Origin of the sequence: Polaromonas sp. AER18D-145 (genome assembly GCF_002379095.1) — a bacterium.
GTDB lineage: Bacteria > Pseudomonadota > Gammaproteobacteria > Burkholderiales > Burkholderiaceae_C > Polaromonas.
Genome location: NZ_NBZV01000065.1, coordinates 1 through 19,059, shown reverse-complemented (window position 1 = coordinate 19,059; position 19,059 = coordinate 1). Strand labels below are relative to the sequence as shown.

The 19,059-nt window shown below is 64.9% G+C and carries 17 protein-coding genes; 7 read left to right on the top strand and 10 right to left on the bottom strand.

The genetic code is table 11. From position 1 onward, the window contains the following. Positions 1 to 166: 166 nt before the first annotated feature. Positions 167 to 1,183, bottom strand: coding sequence for an L-histidine N(alpha)-methyltransferase (gene egtD, locus B7G52_RS21570; protein WP_096699726.1), 1,017 nt, complete (start codon positions 1,181 to 1,183; stop codon positions 167 to 169). A gap of 175 nt (positions 1,184 to 1,358) precedes the next feature. On the opposite strand from egtD, the gene B7G52_RS21565 reads away from it, so the two are divergent. After that, a complete protein-coding gene (locus B7G52_RS21565) occupies positions 1,359 to 1,910 on the top strand; it encodes a TlpA disulfide reductase family protein (RefSeq protein ID WP_240523575.1) in 552 nt (183 codons plus the stop codon). A gap of 6 nt (positions 1,911 to 1,916) precedes the next feature. Here the strand turns inward: B7G52_RS21565 and B7G52_RS21560 are convergent, their stop codons facing one another. Continuing rightward, positions 1,917 to 3,062 carry a hypothetical protein gene (locus B7G52_RS21560; protein WP_096699724.1) on the bottom strand — a complete coding sequence of 382 codons (1,146 nt, stop codon included), beginning with the start codon at positions 3,060 to 3,062 and terminating at the stop codon, positions 1,917 to 1,919. Positions 3,063 to 3,303: 241 nt separating this feature from the next. Between B7G52_RS21560 and B7G52_RS21555 the strand changes: the two genes are divergently transcribed. Then, the gene (locus B7G52_RS21555; RefSeq protein WP_096699723.1) at positions 3,304 to 4,407 is read left to right on the top strand and encodes a transglutaminase-like domain-containing protein; all 1,104 of its coding nucleotides are present in this window, start codon (positions 3,304 to 3,306) and stop codon (positions 4,405 to 4,407) included. A gap of 207 nt (positions 4,408 to 4,614) precedes the next feature. Here the strand turns inward: B7G52_RS21555 and B7G52_RS21550 are convergent, their stop codons facing one another. The 5 genes from B7G52_RS21550 to B7G52_RS21530 all read right to left on the bottom strand — a co-directional run bounded on the left by B7G52_RS21550 (position 4,615) and on the right by B7G52_RS21530 (position 9,451). After that, positions 4,615 to 5,523, bottom strand: coding sequence for an RluA family pseudouridine synthase (locus B7G52_RS21550; RefSeq protein ID WP_096699722.1), 909 nt, complete (start codon positions 5,521 to 5,523; stop codon positions 4,615 to 4,617). Further along, positions 5,520 to 6,254: a tRNA (guanosine(46)-N7)-methyltransferase TrmB gene (trmB, locus tag B7G52_RS21545; protein WP_096699721.1), complete on the bottom strand. Its 735-nt coding sequence runs from the start codon at positions 6,252 to 6,254 to the stop codon at positions 5,520 to 5,522. Before trmB ends, B7G52_RS21550 begins: the two co-directional genes overlap by 4 nt. A 53-nt stretch (positions 6,255 to 6,307) precedes the next feature. Next, positions 6,308 to 7,258: a tRNA glutamyl-Q(34) synthetase GluQRS gene (gene gluQRS / locus B7G52_RS21540; RefSeq protein ID WP_096699729.1), complete on the bottom strand. Its 951-nt coding sequence runs from the start codon at positions 7,256 to 7,258 to the stop codon at positions 6,308 to 6,310. 5 nt (positions 7,259 to 7,263) lie between these two features. Beyond that, the gene (locus B7G52_RS21535; RefSeq protein WP_141397522.1) at positions 7,264 to 8,340 is read right to left on the bottom strand and encodes an NAD(P)/FAD-dependent oxidoreductase; all 1,077 of its coding nucleotides are present in this window, start codon (positions 8,338 to 8,340) and stop codon (positions 7,264 to 7,266) included. A 166-nt stretch (positions 8,341 to 8,506) separates the two neighbouring features. Beyond that, a complete protein-coding gene (locus B7G52_RS21530; RefSeq protein WP_096699720.1) occupies positions 8,507 to 9,451 on the bottom strand; it encodes a LysR family transcriptional regulator in 945 nt (314 codons plus the stop codon). Positions 9,452 to 9,577: 126 nt separating this feature from the next. On the opposite strand from B7G52_RS21530, the gene B7G52_RS21525 reads away from it, so the two are divergent. The 4 genes from B7G52_RS21525 (at position 9,578) to B7G52_RS21510 (ending at position 12,407) form a co-directional block, all read left to right on the top strand. After that, positions 9,578 to 10,279 carry a pirin family protein gene (locus tag B7G52_RS21525; protein WP_096699719.1) on the top strand — a complete coding sequence of 234 codons (702 nt, stop codon included), beginning with the start codon at positions 9,578 to 9,580 and terminating at the stop codon, positions 10,277 to 10,279. Positions 10,280 to 10,364: 85 nt separating this feature from the next. After that, positions 10,365 to 10,760 (top strand): DoxX family protein, encoded by a 396-nt coding sequence (locus B7G52_RS21520; protein ID WP_096699718.1) that lies wholly within the window; start codon positions 10,365 to 10,367, stop codon positions 10,758 to 10,760. Between the two features lie 150 nt (positions 10,761 to 10,910). Then, positions 10,911 to 11,465: a flavodoxin family protein gene (locus B7G52_RS21515; protein ID WP_096699717.1), complete on the top strand. Its 555-nt coding sequence runs from the start codon at positions 10,911 to 10,913 to the stop codon at positions 11,463 to 11,465. 57 nt (positions 11,466 to 11,522) lie between these two features. Then, positions 11,523 to 12,407, top strand: coding sequence for a pirin family protein (locus B7G52_RS21510; RefSeq protein WP_096699716.1), 885 nt, complete (start codon positions 11,523 to 11,525; stop codon positions 12,405 to 12,407). Between the two features lie 30 nt (positions 12,408 to 12,437). On the opposite strand, the gene egtB is transcribed toward B7G52_RS21510, so the two are convergent. Beyond that, positions 12,438 to 13,766: an ergothioneine biosynthesis protein EgtB gene (gene egtB / locus B7G52_RS21505; protein WP_096699715.1), complete on the bottom strand. Its 1,329-nt coding sequence runs from the start codon at positions 13,764 to 13,766 to the stop codon at positions 12,438 to 12,440. A gap of 71 nt (positions 13,767 to 13,837) precedes the next feature. Then, a complete protein-coding gene (locus tag B7G52_RS21500; protein ID WP_170954838.1) occupies positions 13,838 to 14,617 on the bottom strand; it encodes a sulfurtransferase in 780 nt (259 codons plus the stop codon). Positions 14,618 to 14,802: 185 nt separating this feature from the next. On the opposite strand from B7G52_RS21500, the gene dnaE reads away from it, so the two are divergent. Next, on the top strand, positions 14,803 to 18,309 hold the full coding sequence (dnaE, locus tag B7G52_RS21495; RefSeq protein WP_096699714.1) for a DNA polymerase III subunit alpha: 3,507 nt from the start codon (positions 14,803 to 14,805) through the stop codon (positions 18,307 to 18,309). A 73-nt stretch (positions 18,310 to 18,382) separates the two neighbouring features. Here the strand turns inward: dnaE and B7G52_RS21490 are convergent. Next, positions 18,383 to 19,059 (bottom strand): cell envelope integrity protein TolA (locus B7G52_RS21490; RefSeq protein WP_141397521.1); only part of this gene is annotated, 677 nt, incomplete at its 5' end.

Genomic DNA, 19,059 nt, shown 5'->3' with positions numbered 1-19,059 from the left:
GGCGGGGGGAGGGCGTGGGGAGTTGGACCTACTGCCCCAGGGCAAGCCCGAGGCGCAGCGTGATGCCTGCGACATGGACCAGAAAAGTACCTTGTCCACCACAGCGAAACCCGGATTGCAGGCCAACCACGAGCGGCCGGATCAAACAGCAGCAGGTTTGATCGACTTAAACCGACGCCCAGAACACCGCAAACCAGTCCTTCGGATCGGTCCAGGGTTTGATCTGCGAAAAGCCCGCCTGCCGCAGCAGCGCTGACATGCTGTCCAGCGTGTATTTGTACGAGCTCTCGGTGTGGATGCGCTCCCCCGTCCCGAAACGTCGCTCTCCGTCCGGCCAATGCACGGTCAGTTCACAGCGCGCCTCCAGATGCATCTCGATGCGCGACTGCGCCTCGTTGAACCGGGCGACATGGCGCCATTGATGCGGGTCGAAGTCGGCGCCCAGCAGCGTGTTGACGTGGCGCAGCAGGTTTTTGTTGAAGGCAGCGGTGACGCCCAGCGCGTCGTCGTAGGCGGCTTCCAGCGTGGCCTTGTCCTTGACCAGGTCGATGCCGAGTAGCAGGCCGCGTGCAGCGCCTTGTGCCGGGTCGGCGATGCGCTGCAAAAACGCCAGCGCCTGGTCCGGCGAAAAATTCCCGATGCTGGAGCCGGGGTAGAAAAACACGCGGTCCTGGCGTTGCACTTGCGGCGGGAGCACCAGCGCGGCCGAAAAATCCATGCCAACGCCAACAATGGACAGCTCCGGATAGGTGTTTTGCACCTGTTCCGCAGCGTCGCGCAGAAAGTCCACCGAAATGTCCACCGGCACATACTGCCCGGGCTGCAGGTGCGGGATCAGCCGCATGGCTTTGGCGCAGCTGCCGGCACCCAGGTCGATCAGGCAGGGGCGGGTGATGCCGGCGCCGGCCAGCGCCGCCGCCATGTGGCCGTGGGCCGCCTCGAAAATGCCGGCCTCGGTACGTGTCGGGTAGTACTCGTCGAGAAGGGTGATGGCTTCAAAGAGTTGCGAGCCCAGGGCGTCGTAGAAATATTTGGGTGACACACTCGCGGCGGCCGCGCGCAGTCCGTCCGCCAGTTCACGTGCAGCGCCGGGCTGCCCATGGCCGGACGCGTTGTAGCGGTCGATGAACTGCGGCGACGCAGGCGCAAGGGCGAGCCCGGGGTGGGGAAGGGGAAAGTTCAAAATCGGTTCAGCGTGTGCTGGTGTGGGTTCAGGCAATTTACTGCAGGGCACGACCTGCCTTTGTAAGACTGTTTCGCTTTGCTGGCAAGGGGGTGAGTGCCGGTTGATTGTCTGCGCATCCCGGATGCCCTGTGCCGGACTGTATTAATCAGGCCCTGCTAAGCTTGGCGTGACCATGTCTTCATTCCCACACCCGATGGCGTCCAGGCGTCTTTTTCTGCAGGGCGTCGCCTGCGCGGCCGGTACGTCGCTGCTGGGGCTGGATGCCCTTGCCGCGGGCGAAGCCACTTACGCGGTGTCGCCCTGGCAGGGCGCTGTCCCGTCGCTGCAGGCGGTCGACACCCAGGGCAGGACCTGGCGCCTGTCCGAACTCCGGGGCCGTGCGGTGCTGCTCAATTTCTGGGCCAGCTGGTGCGAGCCCTGCCGCGCGGAAATGCCGACCCTGCAGCAAATCGCTGATTTCTACGGCTCCGACAAGCTGCTGATACTGGCCATCAATTTCAAGGAACACCCGACACGTGCCATCCAGTTCGCAGCCAGCACCGGGCTGAGCCTGCCCGTGCTGCTCGATCCGCAGGGCCAGACGGCACGTGCCTGGGGCGTCAAGGTGTTTCCCACCACGGTGCTGGTGGACCGGCAGGGCCTGCCGCGCCAGCGTGTGCAGGGCGAGGTCGACTGGACCGGCGCCGCCGCGACCCAGTGGATCGAGGCCCTGCTCAAGAGCTGAGCCGCCTCATTCCAGCGGCAGGACGAGGTCCGTGGTGCCGGGGCAGACCCAGCGCGCAAACTCCCGCGTGGTGTCGAGGCAGCCACCGTCGCGGTACACGCCGCGCGGTTCGCGGTAGCGCTGCATGAGGGCCAGGATGCGTTCAAGCGCGGGCTCATCCTGTTGCGTGGCCGCCACCAGCGTTTCGACCTTGGCTTCATCGATGCGTTCATCGCCTTCCGGGTCCCGGTACAGCGCGTTGCGCCACTGGTAGATTTCCAGACATTTGTCGGCCAGCGTGTAGGGCTTCTCGCGTTTCCAGAAGTTGCTGAACTGGCCCCCACCGAGGTAAATCACCCAGGAGCCTTCATAACCCGAAGCCTCGGCCGAGGCTTCGTCGGGATTGCGGAACCAGGTTCGGTCGCCCGGCACAAAATAATGCGGAGGCAGGGGCGCCTCCATCGATCCCTGTTCGCGCAAAAAAACATCGTGAAACTGGCCCGACATGATGGGCCGTGCCGCCCAGAGCGTCTGCAATTGCGCATACAGGGCGGGGTTGCAATGCGCCAGTTCCTCGGCAATGCCCAGCAGCATCACGTATTCGGTGGCGCGATAACAGGAGAAGGAATACAGCGTGCCGGACACCTCGGGCTGGGTCGCCTTGGCCAGGGCGGCGATCAGCGACACGCCGGGCCGGATGACAAAACCGATGTCCTTCCTGTAGGTCCAGCAGTCCTCCGGCCGTTCCGCCTGGCTGGTGTGAAAGGACAGGCTGGTCTTGCGGGCCGCCCGCGCGATGTTGTGGCGAATGCGGACGGCGCACGCCAGTTCATCCAGGCTGGGAAATTCAAAGGCCACCGGCCCCATCAGCATGGCTGCCACGATCTCGCGGGTCAGGTCGGCCGGTTCGTCGTCGGTTTCCAGCTGCAGCCTGCGAGCCAGCGCGAGTGTGTCGTAGCCGGGGGCCCAGGCCTCGCCCTGTTCCGCGCTGAGGCTGATCCGGATGAAGTGGCCGGCGCCATCGTCGCCTTCCGTGCAGCACACGCAGTGCGCCAGGTCCTGCGCGTCCAGCCGCGTCAGCACCGCCTGCAGCGTCGCCGCCGGCCCCTGGCCGGCGGTCCCGCGTAGCAGGATGCCTTGCGGCCCCGCTGGTTGTTTGCCCGATTTGCCCATGCCATCGTCTCCGGCTTTTATGTTTCGTTATCGTTAGAGCCTGCAACTTTGATGGCGCGCGGGACGCCAGGAAGGTTGCCTGATAAATATAACCGAGCCCTTTCCACCTTCATGACCGGCACCACGATCGCCGCCATAATTGCTCCTCGGCGCAGGCTTTCTGCTTTTCGCCGCATGGACATCCCGGTGCACCTTCTCATGCCCGGTCACGTCTGCCCACCCACCTTCCGGAGTTCTTTTGATGACCACCGTACGCCGTACCTTCCTGAAAAATACCGCCGCAGTTGCCATGGCGACCGCATTGCCTGCGCTCAGTTTCGCCCAGGCTGCGCCACGCCGCCTCTTCGCGCCCCAGAGCGGCGCTTGGCGCACCTTTGACGTGACGACACGGGTCGACCTCGTCAAGCCCCAGGGCGCCGCCAAGGTCTGGCTGCCGATTCCATCGGTCAACAGCGACTACCAGCGGTCGCAGGGCAACAGCTTTTCGAGCAACGGAAAAACCGACCTGACCGACGATGGCGTGGACGGCGCCAAGATGCTGTACGCCGAATTTGCCGCGGGCCAGGCCCAGCCTTTTGTCGAACTGACGAGCCGCGTGCAAACCCAGGGCCGTGCGGTCGACTGGTCGCACAAAACCGCGGTGCGCGAAGATGCCGACACGCTGCGCTACTTCACGCGTCCGACGAAGTTCCTGCCGACCGACGGCATCGTCCGTGCGACGGCGCAGAAAGCCATCGCCGGCGCAAGAACCGACGTTGAAAAAACGCAGAAGCTCTACGACTGGATCGTGGCCAACACCTACCGTGACCCCAAGGTGCGCGGCTGCGGCGAAGGCGACATCAAGACCATGCTGGAAACCGGCAACCTGGGCGGCAAGTGCGCCGACCTGAACGCGCTGTTTGTCGGCCTGTGCCGCTCGGTCGGCATTCCGGCGCGCGACGTGTACGGCATCCGCCTGGTGCCCTCCAGCTTTGGCTACAAGGAGCTCAGCGGCAACCCCGTCAGCCTCAAAGGCGCGCAGCACTGCCGTTCGGAAGTGTTCCTCAAGGGTTACGGCTGGGTGGCGATGGACCCGGCCGACGTGGCCAAGGTAATGCGTCTGGAAACGGCCGACTGGATCAAGAACACCACCGACCCGGTGGTGGCGCCGGTCAACAAGGCGCTGTTCGGCGGCTGGGAAGGCAACTGGATGGCCTACAACACCGCCCACGACATTGCCCTGCCGAATTCGAAACTCGAGAAGCTGGGCTTTTTCATGTACCCGGTGGCAGAAGACGCGGGCGGGCGTCTCGACTCCTACGCGCCGGATGACTTCAAGTACCAGATCACGGCGAAAGAAGTTTGAGCCCCCACGCTTGTCACTGCGTGTACTGCGCTGCCCCCCGAGGGGGCCGCTGCGCCTGCGGCCCGGTCCTTCGACAGGCTCAGGACAGGCCAAGGCCGGTTCCGCGGCCCCGGCTTGAAATAAGTCCCTGGTTCTCCCCCGCCTATAGCTTTTTGTGCCCGATGGGGTGCTGCGTTGCTGCCCGGCAAACCGGGTTGGCGCTGCTGCTCAGGGCATCTCGAGCTTGCGCCTGCTGCTGAACTGCCGTCGCTCGCCGGTGAAGGGATCGTCAAAGGCGATGCTTTGGGCCAGCAGTTGCAGCGGATAGCGGTAATCGTCTTCCGGGGTGGGGTCCAGCGGTGGGTAGACCCGGTCATTCACGATGGGCAGGCCCAGCGCATACATGTGCACGCGCAACTGGTGTTTCTTGCCGGTGACCGGGCTCAGGCCGTAACGTGCCAGCGGCCCGCTGACTTCGAGCAACTCGATGCGGGTTTCGCTGTTGGCTGCGCCGGCCACTTCGGCCTGGCGGAAAAAGGGCTGGCCTTCCACGATGCGGCTGGTAGAGACTCGCGGAAACGTCAGCTCCGGTCGCCAGGGCGCAATCGCTTCATACCATTTGCTGACCTCCCGTTGGCGGAACAGGTCCTGGTAGGCAGCGCGCTCCTGCGGTTGCACTGAAAACAGCACCAGCCCGGCCGTTTCGCGGTCAATCCGGTGGATGGGACTGAGCCCCGCGATGCCCAACCGGTTTTTCAGGCGCACCAGCAGGGTCTCCTGCAGGTAGTGGCCCGATGGTGTGACCGGCAAAAAATGCGGCTTGTCGACCACGACCAGGTGGTCGTCCTGGAACAGCAGTTCTTCGTCAAAGGGAATGCGCGTCTCCGCTGGCAGGGTGCGGTAGTAATACAGCCGCATGTGGCCGCGGTAGGCGCGCGCCGGCGTGACCGCCTCGCCGAACTCATCGAAAACCTCACCAGCGGCCATGCGTTCCAGCCACATCGCACGCGGAATGTCAGGAAAACGCTGGACCAGAAAGTCGGTGATGGTGGGCCAGTGGCCGGCAGGCAGGCTGACACAGCTTGGGCCGACACCTTCGCGCGTGGGCAGGCCGCCGAGCGCGGGCTTGTCTTTCACACGCGCTCGAACACCACGTCCCAGACGCCATGCCCGAGCTTGATGCCGCGGTTTTCGAACTTGGTGAGCGGCCGGTAGGCGGGCTTGGGGGCATAACCGCCCTGGCTGTCGTCCGCCGTGTTTTTCAGCAGGGGTTCGGCGCTGAGCACCTCGAGAATCTGCTCGGCATAGGGCTGCCAGTCGGTGGCGCAGTGCAGGTAGCCGCCCGGCTTGAGGCGGGCGGCGAGTTTGGCAATCAGCGGCGGCTGGATCAGCCGGCGCTTGTTGTGTTTTTTCTTGTGCCAGGGATCGGGGAAAAAAATGTGCACGCCGTCCAGGCTGCCAGGGGGCAACATGTGGTCCAGCACTTCCACCGCATCGTGTTGCAGGATGCGGATGTTTTCCAGGTCCTGCTCGCCAATGCGTTTGAGCAAGGCGCCAACGCCGGGCGTGTGCACTTCGCAGCAGAGGAAGTTTTTCTCCGGCATCAGCGCCGCAATATGCGCCGTGGCTTCACCCATGCCGAAGCCGATCTCCAGGATGGTAGGCGCTGCGCGCCCGAACACCGCCTCCAGATCCACCGGCGCTGCAGCATAGGGCCGCAGGAATTTCGGGCCGGCATCGGTGAAGGCCTTGGCCTGGCCGGCGGTGGTGCGGCCGGTGCGGCGGACAAAGCTGCGGATGGTGCGCGGGGGGTAGACGGCGTCAGGCACTGGGCGGGTCGGGTCGCGGGGGGGAGTTGTTTCAGTCACCCCCTGATTTTAGGCGCTCGGGTCGCACGCAGATCGCGGGACACGCGCCGCCTTCAGGCGGGGTACAGCGCGGCCCACTGCGGCACAGCGTGCGCCAGCCAGTCGCCGGTGCTGGCCGCGGCGATCTGCAGCCCCAGCACGCGGCCTGCTGCACCCAGGCAAACCAGCGGCGCGTGGGTGTCCAGGGGCTGGGCGCCGTTCTGCTTGGACAGCTTTTCACCGTTGACCCCGAGCACCAGCGGCGTGTGCAGGTAACGCGGCAAGGGCAGGCCCAGCGCGCGTTGCAGCAGGATTTGCCGCGCCGTGTTGTCGGCCAGGTCTTCCCCGCGGACGATGTCGGTGATGCCCTGCGCGCCGTCGTCCACCACCACGGCGAGCTGGTAGGCCCACAGGCCATCGGCGCGCTTGAGCACAAAGTCGCCGACCTCCTGCGCGACGTCCTGCTGCTGCGCGCCGAGCCGGCGGTCCTGCCAGTGGAGGATCTGGTCTGCTACTGAATCAGGAGCTGCTTGCGACCGTGCGATAAGGGCTGGACGCCGATTTGGCTTTGTATTTTCAGTGAGGAAGCGCCACGCCCGTGCGGGGCGACCCTGCAGGCCGTGACGGCAGGTGCCGGGGTACACCAGTTCGCCGTGGCGTGGCCGCGGCATGCCACGGGACTCCAGTGTCCGTGCAATGTCCTGCCGGGTGCAGGCGCAGGGGTAGGCGAGCTGGGCGGCGATCAGCTGGTCCAGGGCGGCCTGGTAGTGGCTGCTGCGCTGTGACTGGTACAGCGGCGGCGCATCCGGCCGCAGTCCGCAGGCGGCCAGCTGCTGCAGGATCAGGGCGTCGGCGCCGGGCACGCAGCGTGGTGTGTCGATGTCCTCGATACGCACCAGCCACTGGCCACCCTGCGCCCGCGCATCAAGCCAGCTCGCCAGCGCGGCGACGAGCGAGCCGGCGTGCAGCGGACCCGTGGGCGAGGGCGCAAAGCGACCGATGTAGGCCCGCGGCTCCTCGCCCATGCCCATCAGGCGATGGTCAATGCCATTTCCAGGCCAGAGACAAACGCGTCTTCAGCCCGGTGGCCGACGCACCAGTCGCCGCAACTGCCGATGCGCGATTTCGCATCCCACAGGTGGGTCTGGCCCAGCGGTTCGGTGGTTTGCGCATAACGCCAGCGGTGCACCTCCGCATGCGGCGGCTCGGCGCGTATGCCGGTGACCTCGGTGAAGGCCCTGAGCAGCTTGGCCTTGATGCGCTCGTCGTCGTCTTCCAGGTGCCGCGTGGACCAGTCCGGGCTGGCCTGCACGGTCCAGCGTTCGATGGGGCTGCGCCCCGGCTTGGACGATTCGCGCGCCAGCCAGGCAATGCGGTGGTGGGTGCTGCGCGCCGCATTCCACTGCGGCCCCAGGTGCGGCAGCGTTGGCTGCTGCCCTTGCGGAAAAGCCAGCATCAGGGTCCAGCAGGGCGCAATGGCAACACCGGCGAGGGCTGGCATCAGGGCCTTGCCCTGCTGGGAACTGAGCAGCAGGGCATGCGCCTGCGGCGCGGGCACGGCCAGCACCACGGCGTCGAAGCCGGAGTACACCTGGCTGCTGGCGCCCGGTCCTTCGGTCTGCAGCTGCCAGCGCTCGGGGTGCAGCTTGTCGCGTTCCATCCGGATGACCTGGGTTTCCAGCGTCAGCGAGCCGGCCGCAGCCAGGGGCTGGGCCCACTGCTTGAGCAGCGCGCTCATGCCCGGTGTCGCCACCCAGTGGGCTTCCCTGGGCGGCGGTGCGGACGCCACGACACGGCCTGCCTCGTCGAGGATGCGCACTGTGTTGGCGCTCCAGGGCCGCACCACGCCGGGGCTGATGGCCAGCGCCTTTTCAAAGCGCGCGTCACGCACGGTGAAGTACTGCGTGCCGTGGTCAAAACCGCCAAATTCCGTGTTGCGCGTGGCCATGCGCCCGCCCGGGCCGCGGCTTTTTTCAAACACCGTCACGCGGTGGCCCGCCTGCATCAGCGTGCGGGCGCAGGCGATGCCGGCCATGCCCGCGCCGACCACGGCGATATGGCGTTGCACGGGCGTGGCAGAGGGAGCAGAACGGGATTTTTTGGTCATGTCTTTGTACTTTTTATGGCGGGGTGAAAGGGGCGGTTGGCTTGCAGGTCTGGGCGGCGGACTTTCCCGGATTTTGGCAGCACAGCGCAAACATCATTGGAAACCATGATCACACTCTACACGCTGGCGCGGCCGGCCGACCGAACATTCGCCGCGGGTCAGGGTTTTATACAGCATGGTCGCGCTCCAGCAGGGCCTTTCGCGTCGCGGGGCTGTCCAGCTGCTTGAGCCACCACTGCAGCGCGCGGCCCTCGCTGCCGCTGGTCACGCGGCGCCAGGCATAACTGACGGGGATGTGGCGTTCTGCCCGCTGCACGCGCTTTTCAACCAGCCTGCCGGTGGCGATGTGGGGCCGCGCGAGGTATTCGGGCAGAAAGCCGCCGCCCAGGCCGCGCAACTGCGCATCGAGTTTTTCCTGCATGCCCGGCACGGTGAAGATGTCCTGGCCGCCCAGCAGCCCGACCGAGACGCCGCTTCCCCGCTGCACCGAGTCGGCAACCGCGACCGCCCGGTGCGGCATCAGCATGGCATCGGTGATGGGTTCGGAGGCCTGCGCCAGCGGATGGTGCGGCGCGATGGCGTAAATGAAATGGATGCTGCCCAGCGGCTTGCTTTGCACCGACTTGTGGGTGCCAGGCTCGATGGCCACACCGATGGCCAGATCGGCCTGGCCCGAGGTGAGGGCTTCGAGCGTGCCGGACAGGGCTTCCTCCCGCAGCCGCAGGCGGGTGGGTGGGTTCAGTGCAAAAAAGGCCTCGCACAATTCCATCACGGTGGTGCGCGAGATCACGCTGTCCACCGCCAGCGTCAGCTGGGGCTCCCAGCCGGTGGCCACACGTTTGACGCGGTTGGCCACAGCGTCGAGTTCGGCCAGCAGGCGCGTGCCTTCGCGCAGCAGCTCCTTGCCCGCCTCGGTCAGTTTGGCCTGCCGGGAGGAGCGGTCGAACAGCAGCACGTCCAGCGCATCTTCCACCTGGCGGATGCGGTAGGTCAGCGCGCTGGGCACCACGCCGAGCTCGCGTGCGGCCGCCGCCATGCTGCCGGTGCGGTGCACGGTGCCGATCAGGCCGATGGTTTCGGGGGTCAGCGCATAGCGCACGCGGTTGTTCATTGATAGGCTGAAAATTCAAATAATTTGAATGATGCCATCAAATAACTGCAATGGCCAGGGCCGCGCCGGCCCCTACATTGGAGGCATTGCAAACGCATTGCACACGCACCCTGAAAGGAGCTTCCCATGATGACCCCTCGACTTTCCAGTCAGCGCGGCTATGCCGACCACGGCTGGCTCAAGTCCTTCCATTCCTTCTCGTTTGCCGGTTATTACGACCCGGCCCACATGGGTTTTGGCAACCTGCGCGTCATCAATGAAGACAGGATCGCTGCCGGCAAGGGCTTCGGCACACATGGCCACCGGGACATGGAAATCATCAGTTATGTCCTCAGCGGTGAACTGGCGCACAAGGACAGCATGGGCAACGTCAAGGGCATTCCGCCCGGCGATGTGCAGCGCATGAGCGCGGGCACCGGTGTGCAGCACAGCGAATTCAACCATGCCGAAGGCCAGACCACGCATTTCCTGCAGATATGGATCGAGCCCAATGTCACCGGCATCCCGCCCAGCTATGAGCAGAAAAGTTTTTCCGACAGCGACAAACGCGGCGCGTTGCGGCTGGTGGCATCGCCCGACGGTGCGCAGGGCTCCGTGACGATTCACGCGGATGCCAGCGTGTATGCGGGCCTGTTCGACGGCGACGAGACGGCCGACATGGCGCTGAACCCGCAACGCAAGACCTATGTGCACCTGGTGCGCGGGGAACTCCAGGTCAACGGCCAGCCTCTGAAGGCGGGCGACGCGCTCATGCTGGAGGCAGAAAGCCGGCTGCTGCTTGCCTATGGCCAGGAAGCTGAGGTGCTGGTTTTCGATCTGGCAGCCTGAACGCCAACGTGGCCCGGGACTTGCACCGCCGGGCGTTTCGTTTCCCATTTTTTTCTTTCATCACTCTCAACAAAAAGGACTCACCATGCTCAACTCACTGCAAAACCCGCTTTCCCTCCTTGGCCGCGTACTGATTGCCCTGCTGTTCGTTCCAGCCGGCTTCAGCAAGATTGGCGGATTCACCGGAACGGCAGGCTACATCGCTTCCAAGGGTGTCCCCCTTCCGGAAGTGGCTGCAGCGATCGCCATCGCGGTTGAGCTGGGCCTGGGCCTGCTGCTGCTGATCGGCTTCCAGACCCGCTGGGCGGCACTCGGCATTGCCGTGTTCACCGCGGTCATCACCTTCATCTTCCACGCTTTCTGGGCCGACCCTGCACAGTCGCAGGCCTTCTTCAAGAACATCGCCGTGGTCGGCGGCCTGCTGACCATCGCCGCCTGGGGTGGTGGTGCCTGGAGCGTGGACGGCAAGCTGAAGGACTGATCGCAGCAGGCCACGACCTGCTTCCCGCAGGCCGGCTCCATGGCCGGCCTGCGTGTTTCTTTCTCTTCTCTCTTTTCTCTTTTCTCTTCTTCCCTTTTCCTTTTTCTTTTTCTTTTTCTTTTTCTTTTCCGAACTCAAGGACAACACACCATGACCAACGTCGTCGTCGTTTACCACTCCGGTTACGGGCACACCCAGCGCATGGCGCAGGCTGTGGCTGAAGGCGCCGGCGCCGATCTGCTGGCCATCGACGCCGACGGCAACCTTCCCGAAGGTGGCTGGGAGCAGCTCAAGGCTGCCGGCGCCATCATCTTCGGCTCGCCGACCTACATGGGCAACGTGAGTTGGCAGTTCAAGAAGTTTGCCGATGCGTCCTCCAAACCCTGGTTCAGCCAGGAATGGAAGGACAAGCTGGCCGCCGGCTTCACCAACAGCGCGGGCATGAACGGCGACAAGCAGGGCACGCTCACCACGCTGTTCACGCTCGCGATGCAGCATGGCATGGTCTGGGTCAGCCAGGGCCTGATGCCGTCGAACAGCAAGGCCGCCCAGCGCGACGACATCAACTACCTGGTGTCCTACAGCGGTGCGATCGCGCAGTCGCCGTCCGACGCCGGCGCCAGCGAGATGGCCGCGGGGGACCTGGCGACGGCCCGGCTGTTCGGCCAGCGGGTGGCCGATGTGGCCGAAAAATTTCACGCCTGACCCCTTCCTGACCCCTTTCCTGATCCTTTTTCACGAAACCACGCTGGAGTCACCGCCATGCCTGTTGACCTGATATTGACCGGACACGACAAGGACTTGGGAGGCGGCTTTCGGGTGCGTCGCCTGCTGCCGGCCGGGCAGCGGCAGGCGGTGGGACCCTTCCTGTTTTTTGACCATTTCGGCCCGGTCACGGTGGCCCCGGGCGGCTCGCACGATGTGCGGCCGCATCCGCACATCGGCCTGGCGACCGTGACCTACCTGTTTGACGGCGCCATCATGCACCGCGACAGCCTGGGCTTCAGCCAGCGCATCGAGCCCGGCGCCATCAACTGGATGACGGCCGGACGCGGCATTGTGCATTCCGAGCGTGCGCCGCAGGAGCTCAAGGGAAGCACCTACGTCAACCACGGCATCCAGCTGTGGGCGGCCCTGCCGCGCGAGCACGAAGAGGCCGCGCCGGATTTCGTGCATACCCCGGCGTCGGCCATTCCGTCGCTGGTGCTGGGCGGCACGCAGGTGCGCGTGTTGATCGGCGACGCGTTTGGCCAGCGCTCGCCGGTACGCACTTTCTCGACAACGGTTTATCTCGATGTGCAACTCGCTGCCGGCGCGGTGTTCGAACTGCCGCCGCTGGCCGAGGAATTGGCTGTGTATGCGGTGGGCGGCCCGGTGGTGGTGGACGGCGAACAGGTGGCTGCGCACACGCTGGTCGTGCTGGCGCCGGGCGCGGCGGCATCCATCATGGCCGGCGAAGCCGTGCGGCTGATGGTGATAGGCGGCGACGCGCTCGATGGCCACCGCTTCATGTGGTGGAACTTCGTGTCCAGCCGCAAGGAGCGGATTGGGCAGGCCGCACAGGACTGGGAGCGGCAGGCCATGGGCCAGGTGCCTGGGGATGCGGAGCTGATTCCCCTGCCGGAGCGCAGGCTGATCCTGGACTGACACGCGGCACCGGGGAATTTCGGACGGCCGTTATCCGGTGTCGCGGGCCAAGCGCAAACCGCTGAACTGCCACTGCGCCTCCGGCGGAAAAAAGTTGCGGTAGCTGGCGCGCGCGTGGCTTTGCGGTGTGGCGCAGGAGCCGCCGCGCAGCACGAACTGGCTGCACATGAATTTGCCGTTGTATTCGCCGACCAGTCCTTCCCACGGCTTGTAGCCGGGATAGGGGTTGTAGTTCGACTGTGTCCACTCCCAGACATCGCCAAACATCTGGGCCGGGTGGCCCGCGCCGCGCTGCTGCAGCGGGATCGGGTGGTAGGCGCCGCCTTCGACAAAGTTGCCTTCGGCCCGCTGGCCGGGTGGAGCCGACACACTGCGCGCGGCGAGTTCCCATTCAAACTCCGTCGGAAGGCGCGCACCGGCCCAGCGTGCATAGGCGTCGGCCTCGAAATAACTGAGGTGGCAGACGGGCGTGTGCGGGTCCACCTGCACCAGGCCCTGCAGCGTGAAGTTGCGATACGGACCGTTCTGCGTATCAGGCGTCTGCCAATACAGCGGCATCGTCGCCTCGCGGCCCTGCACCCAGTCCCAGCCCATGGCCAGCCATAGCTCGGGCCGCCGGTAACCGTCGTCCGCCATGAAGGCCATCATTTCGCCGTTGGTGACCAGCCGGTGGCCGATGTCAAACGGCGCCACATACACCTTGTGGCGCGGCGTCTCGTTGTCAAAGGCAAAGGCGCCGTCCATGGCGGGGTCGAAGCCATGCTCCCGCAGTCCGCCCTCAAAGCCCAGCCAGTGCAGCGGCTGCGGGCTGATGCCGGCCAGCGGCCAGTGCCTGGCATAGGCCGGATGCGCCGGGTTGAAGGACAGGGCGTGTTTGATGTCGGTCAGCAGCAGTTCCTGGTGTTGCTGCTCATGGTGCAGGCCCAGTGTCAGCAGTTGCACCAGTTCGTTTTCGGCAGGACCTGCCGGGGTCTGCCGGAGGATGGCCTGCACGCGCTCGTCCACCGCGGCCCGGTAGGCCAGCACCTGCTGCAGGGGCGGCCGGCTGATCAGGCCGCGTTGCGGCCGCGGGTACTTGTCGCCAACGCCGTTGTAATAGCTGTTGAACAGCACCCTGAAGCTGGCATCGAAAGGCCGGAAATTCTTTTCGAAACGCTCGAGGACAAAGGTCTCAAAGAACCAGGTCAGGTGGGCCAGATGCCATTTGGCGGGGCTGGCGTCGGGCATGGACTGCACCTGGCAATCCTCGGCGCTCAGGGGCTGGACGAGTCGTTCGGTCTGGCTGCGGACCTGTTCAAAGCGCAGCGACAGCCCGGAGATCCCTGCGGCGGTGCGTCGGGCGGCGGTGGGTGTGGGCATGGCAGTTCAGTGCGTGGTGGATGGACGCTTGACCGGCCTGGAAAAGTGCCAGAGTGCCCGGGAAAGCCGGTTCAGCTTCCCACACCTTCGGCGACCGCCTTGTCAGACGATGCCCCGACATTGACGCGGGGCTGGAGGGCCGGGTCCAGCGAGCGCCGCGCATCAAAGACAAAACAGGCGCCGTCAAAATGCGCGTGGCCGTTTTCTTCAAAGTATTTCAGGATGCCGCCGTCGAGCTGGAAGACATGCTTGACACCCGCCTCGCGCATGAAGATGGCGGCTTTTTCGCAGCGTATGCCGCCGGTGCAGAAACTGACCACGGTTTTGCCCTCGAGTTCGGCGCGGTGCGCCAGCAGGGCTTGCGGGAATTCGGTGAACTTGTCGATGCGCCAGTCGATCGCACCCCGGAAGGTGCCGACGTCGACCTCGAAGGCATTGCGGGTGTCCAGGGTCACGACAGGACGGCCGTCGTCGTCGTGGCCGGCATCCAGCCAGCGTTTGAGCGTCGCGGCATCCACCGCCGGGGCGCGGCCGCCCACAGGCTGGATGGCAGGGTGGTTCATGCGGATGATTTCGGGCTTGATCCGGACCAGCAGCTTGCGAAAAGGCTGGGCATGGGACCAGCTTTCCTTGACCTCCAGGTCATGGAAACGGGCATCGCGCCGCAACCATGCCAAAAAATCATGAATGTCGGCGCGCGGCGCGGCCAGGAACAGGTTGATGCCTTCGTCGGCCAGCAGCACCGTGCCTTTGATGGCGCGGCTCTGCAGGGCTTCCCGCACGCCGGCCTGCAGCCCCGCCAGGCCTTCGAGGGCCACAAACTTGTAGGCGGCAATGTTCAGGATCTGCATGATGCAGGTCATTTTAGGAGGATGCGTTCAAGCCTTCAATTCAAAGCTGGGGCCGCGGAACCGGCCTTGGCCTGTCCTGAGCCTGTCGAAGGGCCGGGCCGCAGGCGCAGCGGCCCCCTCGGGGGGAAGGGAGTTACACGCAGTGAACGACCGTGGGGGCAACATCTGCCGCCTAAAATGAAGCCATGTTTGTCCATTTACGTATCCACACCGAGTTTTCAGTCGTCGATGGCACCAACCGCATCGACGAAATCGTGGCCGCCGCAGCGGCCGACCGCCAGCCCGCGCTGGCCATCACCGATCTGGGCAACCTGTTCGGCACGGTCAAGTTCTACAAGGAAACGCGCGGTGCCGGGGTCAAGCCGCTGATCGGTGCGGACGTGTGGGTGCAGGTGCCGGGCAAGGACGCCGGTGCGGCGCCGGCGCGGCTGCTGCTGCTGGTGCAAAACCGCCAGGGATACCTCAATCTGTCGGAGCTGCTGACACGGGCCTGGACCCGGGGCGTGGTGCGCGACCAGGCCATCATCAGCCTGGACTGGCTGCAGGAGCTCGGCGAGGGCCTGATTGCCCTGTCCGGGGCGCAGGGTGGCGCGGTGGGGCAGGCGCTGGTACAGGGCGACGGCCCGCGCGCGCTCGAATGTGCGCTGCATTTTGCGGGCCTGTTTCCGCACCGTTTTTACCTGGAGCTGCAGCGCGCGCAACGCGCCGACGACGAGCAGCATGTGGCGGCGGCGGTGCAACTGGCCGCCCGGCTCAAGCTGCCGGTGGTGGCGACCCATCCGGTGCAATTTCTCGGTTACGAGGATTACGAGGCCCATGAGGCGCGTGTCTGTATTGCCGAGGGCGAGATCCTCGGCAATGCGCGGCGCGTGCGCAAGTTCACGCGCGAGCAGTATTTCAAGTCTTCGGCGCAGATGGCCGAGCTGTTTGCCGACCTGCCTTCGGCGCTGGCCAACACGCTGGAAATCGCCAAACGCTGCAATCTCAAGCTCGACCTCGGCAAGCCCATGCTGCCCGAGTACCCGACGCCCGAGGTCGACGGCGTGCGCATGTCGCCCGACGAGTATTTCCGTTATGCCTCGTTCCAAGGGCTGGAAGAACGGCTCGCGCATCTGTATCCGATTGAGGCGGTGCGCAAGGACAAGCGGCCGCAATACGTGGAGCGGCTGGAGTTCGAGATCAACACCATCCTGAAGATGGGTTTCCCGGGCTACTTCCTGATCGTGGGCGATTTCATCAACTGGGCCAAGAACAACGGCTGCCCGGTCGGGCCGGGGCGGGGCTCCGGCGCCGGTTCGCTGGTGGCGTATTCGCTGAAGATCACCGACCTCGATCCGCTGCAATACAACCTGCTGTTCGAGCGTTTCCTGAACCCCGAGCGGGTGTCCATGCCCGACTTCGACATCGACTTCTGCCAGACCAACCGCGACCGCGTGATCGACTACGTGAAAGACAAGTACGGCCACGCGGCGGTCAGCCAGATCGTGACCTTCGGCACCATGGCGGCGCGCGCCGCGATTCGCGACGTTGGCCGGGTGCTTGATTTTTCCTACGGTTTTTGCGATGGCATTTCCAAACTGATCCCGAACAAGCCGGGCCAGGCCGTCACTCTGCAACTGGTGCCGGCCGATCGCAAGAAAAACGACAAGATGGTCTACGCGCTGGAGGCCGAACCGGTGCTGGCCGAACGCGAGGCCAAGGAAGAAGACGTTCGCACCCTGCTCGAACTCGCGCGCAAGCTCGAAGGCCTGACGCGCAACGTCGGCATGCATGCCGGCGGCGTGCTGATTGCGCCGGGCAAGCTCACCGATTTCTGCCCGCTGTACCTGCAGCCCGGCAGCACCTCGGCCGTGAGCCAGTTCGACAAGAACGACGTCGAGGCCATCGGCCTGGTCAAGTTCGACTTCCTGGGCCTGGCGACCTTGACCATCCTGGAGCTGGCGCGCGAGTTCATTGTCCAGCGGCACCCGGCGCAAAAGGACTTCAAGTTCGAGAACCTGCCGCTGGACGACCAGCGCGTTTACGCGCTGTTTGCCGAGGGCAAGACCGAGGCGGTGTTCCAGTTTGAAAGTATCGGCATGCAGCGCATGCTCAAGGACGCGCGCCCGAACCGGCTGGAAGACCTGATTGCGATGAACGCGCTGTACCGGCCGGGTCCGATGGACCTGATCCCGACCTACATCGCGCGCAAGCAGGGCAAGGAAACACCCGAGTACCCGGACCCGCGCGTCAAGCCCATCCTGGAAGAGACCTACGGCATCATGGTCTACCAGGAGCAGGTGATGCAGACCGCGCAGATCCTGGGCGGTTATTCGCTGGGTGGCGCCGACATGCTGCGCCGCGCGATGGGCAAGAAGGACGAAAAGGAGATGGCCGCGCAGCGGGAAATTTTCCGCAAGGGTGCCGGCATCAACGGCCTGTCCCAGGAAAAGGCCGACGAGGTGTTCGACCTGATGGAGAAGTTCGCGGGCTACGGCTTCAACAAGTCGCACTCGGCCGCCTACGCCTTGCTGGCCTACCACACCGCCTGGCTCAAGCGCCATTACACCGCCGAATTCTTCTGCGCCAACATGACGGTGGAGATGGGCGACACCGACAAGCTGAGGATTCTTTTCGGCGACGCGCAGAAGATGGGCATCAGCTTCGAATCTCCTGACGTCAACCGCGGCCACTACCGCTTCGAGCCGATCACGGACAAGAGCATCCGTTACGGCCTGGGGGCCGTCAAGGGTACCGGCCAGCAGGCCATTGCCGCCATCGTGGCGGCGCGCGAGGCCGGTGGGCCCTTCACCTCGCTGTACGACTTCTGCCTGCGTGTCGACAAGTCCAAGATGAACAAACGCACGGTCGAAGCCCTGATCAAGGCCGGCGCCTTCGACAACCTGCAACTGAACCGCGCGTCGCTGCTGGCCTCGGTGGACCGGGCCTTCGAATTTGCCGCCCAGGCCGAGGCCAACGTCAACCAGGGCGGCCTGTTCGACATGGACTCGCATGCGGCCAGCACGCAGGAGCCGCCGCTGGTGGAGGCTGTGCCCTTCGGCGTGAAAGCGCGGCTGGTGCAGGAAAAAACCGCCATCGGTTTTTATCTCTCGGGGCATTTGTTCGACGAGGTCGAGTCCGAGGTGCGGCAGTTCGTCAAACGCAAGATCGACGACCTGATCGACTCGCGCGACCAGACGCTGCTGGCGGCCATCGTCAGCGACCTGCGTGTGATCAACGGCAACCGCGGCAAGCTGATTATCTTCAAGCTCGACGACAAGACCGATACGCTGGAAGCCTCGGTGGACGAAGCCACCTTCAACGCCAACCGCAACCTGCTGAAAGACGACGAACTGGTGATCGTGCAGGGCACCTTGCAGCCGGCGTCGGAGCGCTTCGGGCGCCGCTTCAAGGTGACGCAGGTCTGGAGCCTGGAGTCGGCGCGCTGCCGCTTCGGCAAGTACCTGCGCGTGGCGGTCAATGGCACGGCACCGGACGTGCAGCGCATCGTGCGGGACTTTCCACCGCGCAAGGAAATGTCGGAGCAGGGCGAGGTCAGCCGCGGCCTGCCGGTGCGGCTGAGCCTCAAGCGCGGCAGCGTGGCGGCCGAACTGCAGCTCGGTGAAGCCGCGAAATTTTTCCCGACCGACGCGGCACTGGCCAGCTGGATGGCCCAGGCCGACCAGGGGCTGGCGCAGATTGTTTATGAGTAAATAAGGGTTCCAGCCCTTATTCCGGTTGCGCCGACAGCTATCTTATTGATAGCTAACTCGAGGTGAGCAGCGCTCAGTCCTTGGGCCGGAATTCCAGAATCATCGGCGTCGGCACCCGGCCATCCACGTCGCGCGGCATGGTTTCGGTACGGATGATGGCCTTGATCACCGCGTCGTCCCAGGCTTTGTTGCCGCTGGACTTGATCAGGCGCTGGCTGATGATGCTGCCGTCCAGCGCGGTGCGCACCTCGACCTCGGCCGTCGGGTTGCCGGAGATGTCCTCCGTGAAGACGATGTTGGGTTTGACCTTGGCGCGCACCTTGCCGCCGTAGCTGGCTGACGGGCCGCTGGCTTTTTGCGCCGACCCCTTGGCGTCGGCGCTGCCCGTGGCACCGGCCAGGCCCATGGCCCGCTTGATGTTGTCCTGGCGCTGCTTTTCCGCTGCCGCATCGGCCATTTTTTTCTTCTCGGCCTCTTTCGCGTCCTGCTTCTTGTTGTCGGCTTTTTTTGCTTCGAGTTTCTTCGCTTCCTCGGCCTTGCGTTTGGCCAGGTCTTCCTTGAGCTTCTGCTCTTTTTCTTTTTTTGCCTGAAGCTCTTTCAGCCGGTCCTGCTCGGCTTTGGCCTTGGCCAGCTCGGCTTCCTTCTTCTTGAGTTCGAGCTTGCGTTTTTTCTCGCGCTCCAGCGCGATGTCCACGTCCGGTGCAGGGGGCGGCGGCGGCGCCTTGACCACGGGCTCCGGTGGGGGAGGAG

Bases quoted from the DNA above. Each gene is read 5' to 3' on its own strand.
- B7G52_RS21560 (WP_096699724.1), bottom strand. From the start codon at position 3,062: ATGGGCAAATCGGGCAAACAACCAGCGGGGCCGCAAGGCATCCTGCTA.
- B7G52_RS21535 (WP_141397522.1), bottom strand. From the start codon at position 8,340: ATGACCAAAAAATCCCGTTCTGCTCCCTCTGCCACGCCCGTGCAACGC.
- B7G52_RS21515 (WP_096699717.1), top strand. From the start codon at position 10,911: ATGACCAACGTCGTCGTCGTTTACCACTCCGGTTACGGGCACACCCAG.
- egtB (WP_096699715.1), bottom strand. From the start codon at position 13,766: ATGCCCACACCCACCGCCGCCCGACGCACCGCCGCAGGGATCTCCGGG.
- B7G52_RS21510 (WP_096699716.1), top strand. From the start codon at position 11,523: ATGCCTGTTGACCTGATATTGACCGGACACGACAAGGACTTGGGAGGC.
- B7G52_RS21555 (WP_096699723.1), top strand. From the start codon at position 3,304: ATGACCACCGTACGCCGTACCTTCCTGAAAAATACCGCCGCAGTTGCC.
- dnaE (WP_096699714.1), top strand. From the start codon at position 14,803: ATGTTTGTCCATTTACGTATCCACACCGAGTTTTCAGTCGTCGATGGC.
- gluQRS (WP_096699729.1), bottom strand. From the start codon at position 7,258: ATGGGCGAGGAGCCGCGGGCCTACATCGGTCGCTTTGCGCCCTCGCCC.
- B7G52_RS21530 (WP_096699720.1), bottom strand. From the start codon at position 9,451: ATGAACAACCGCGTGCGCTATGCGCTGACCCCCGAAACCATCGGCCTG.
- B7G52_RS21565 (WP_240523575.1), top strand. From the start codon at position 1,359: ATGTCTTCATTCCCACACCCGATGGCGTCCAGGCGTCTTTTTCTGCAG.
- B7G52_RS21520 (WP_096699718.1), top strand. From the start codon at position 10,365: ATGCTCAACTCACTGCAAAACCCGCTTTCCCTCCTTGGCCGCGTACTG.
- B7G52_RS21500 (WP_170954838.1), bottom strand. From the start codon at position 14,617: ATGCAGATCCTGAACATTGCCGCCTACAAGTTTGTGGCCCTCGAAGGC.
- B7G52_RS21525 (WP_096699719.1), top strand. From the start codon at position 9,578: ATGATGACCCCTCGACTTTCCAGTCAGCGCGGCTATGCCGACCACGGC.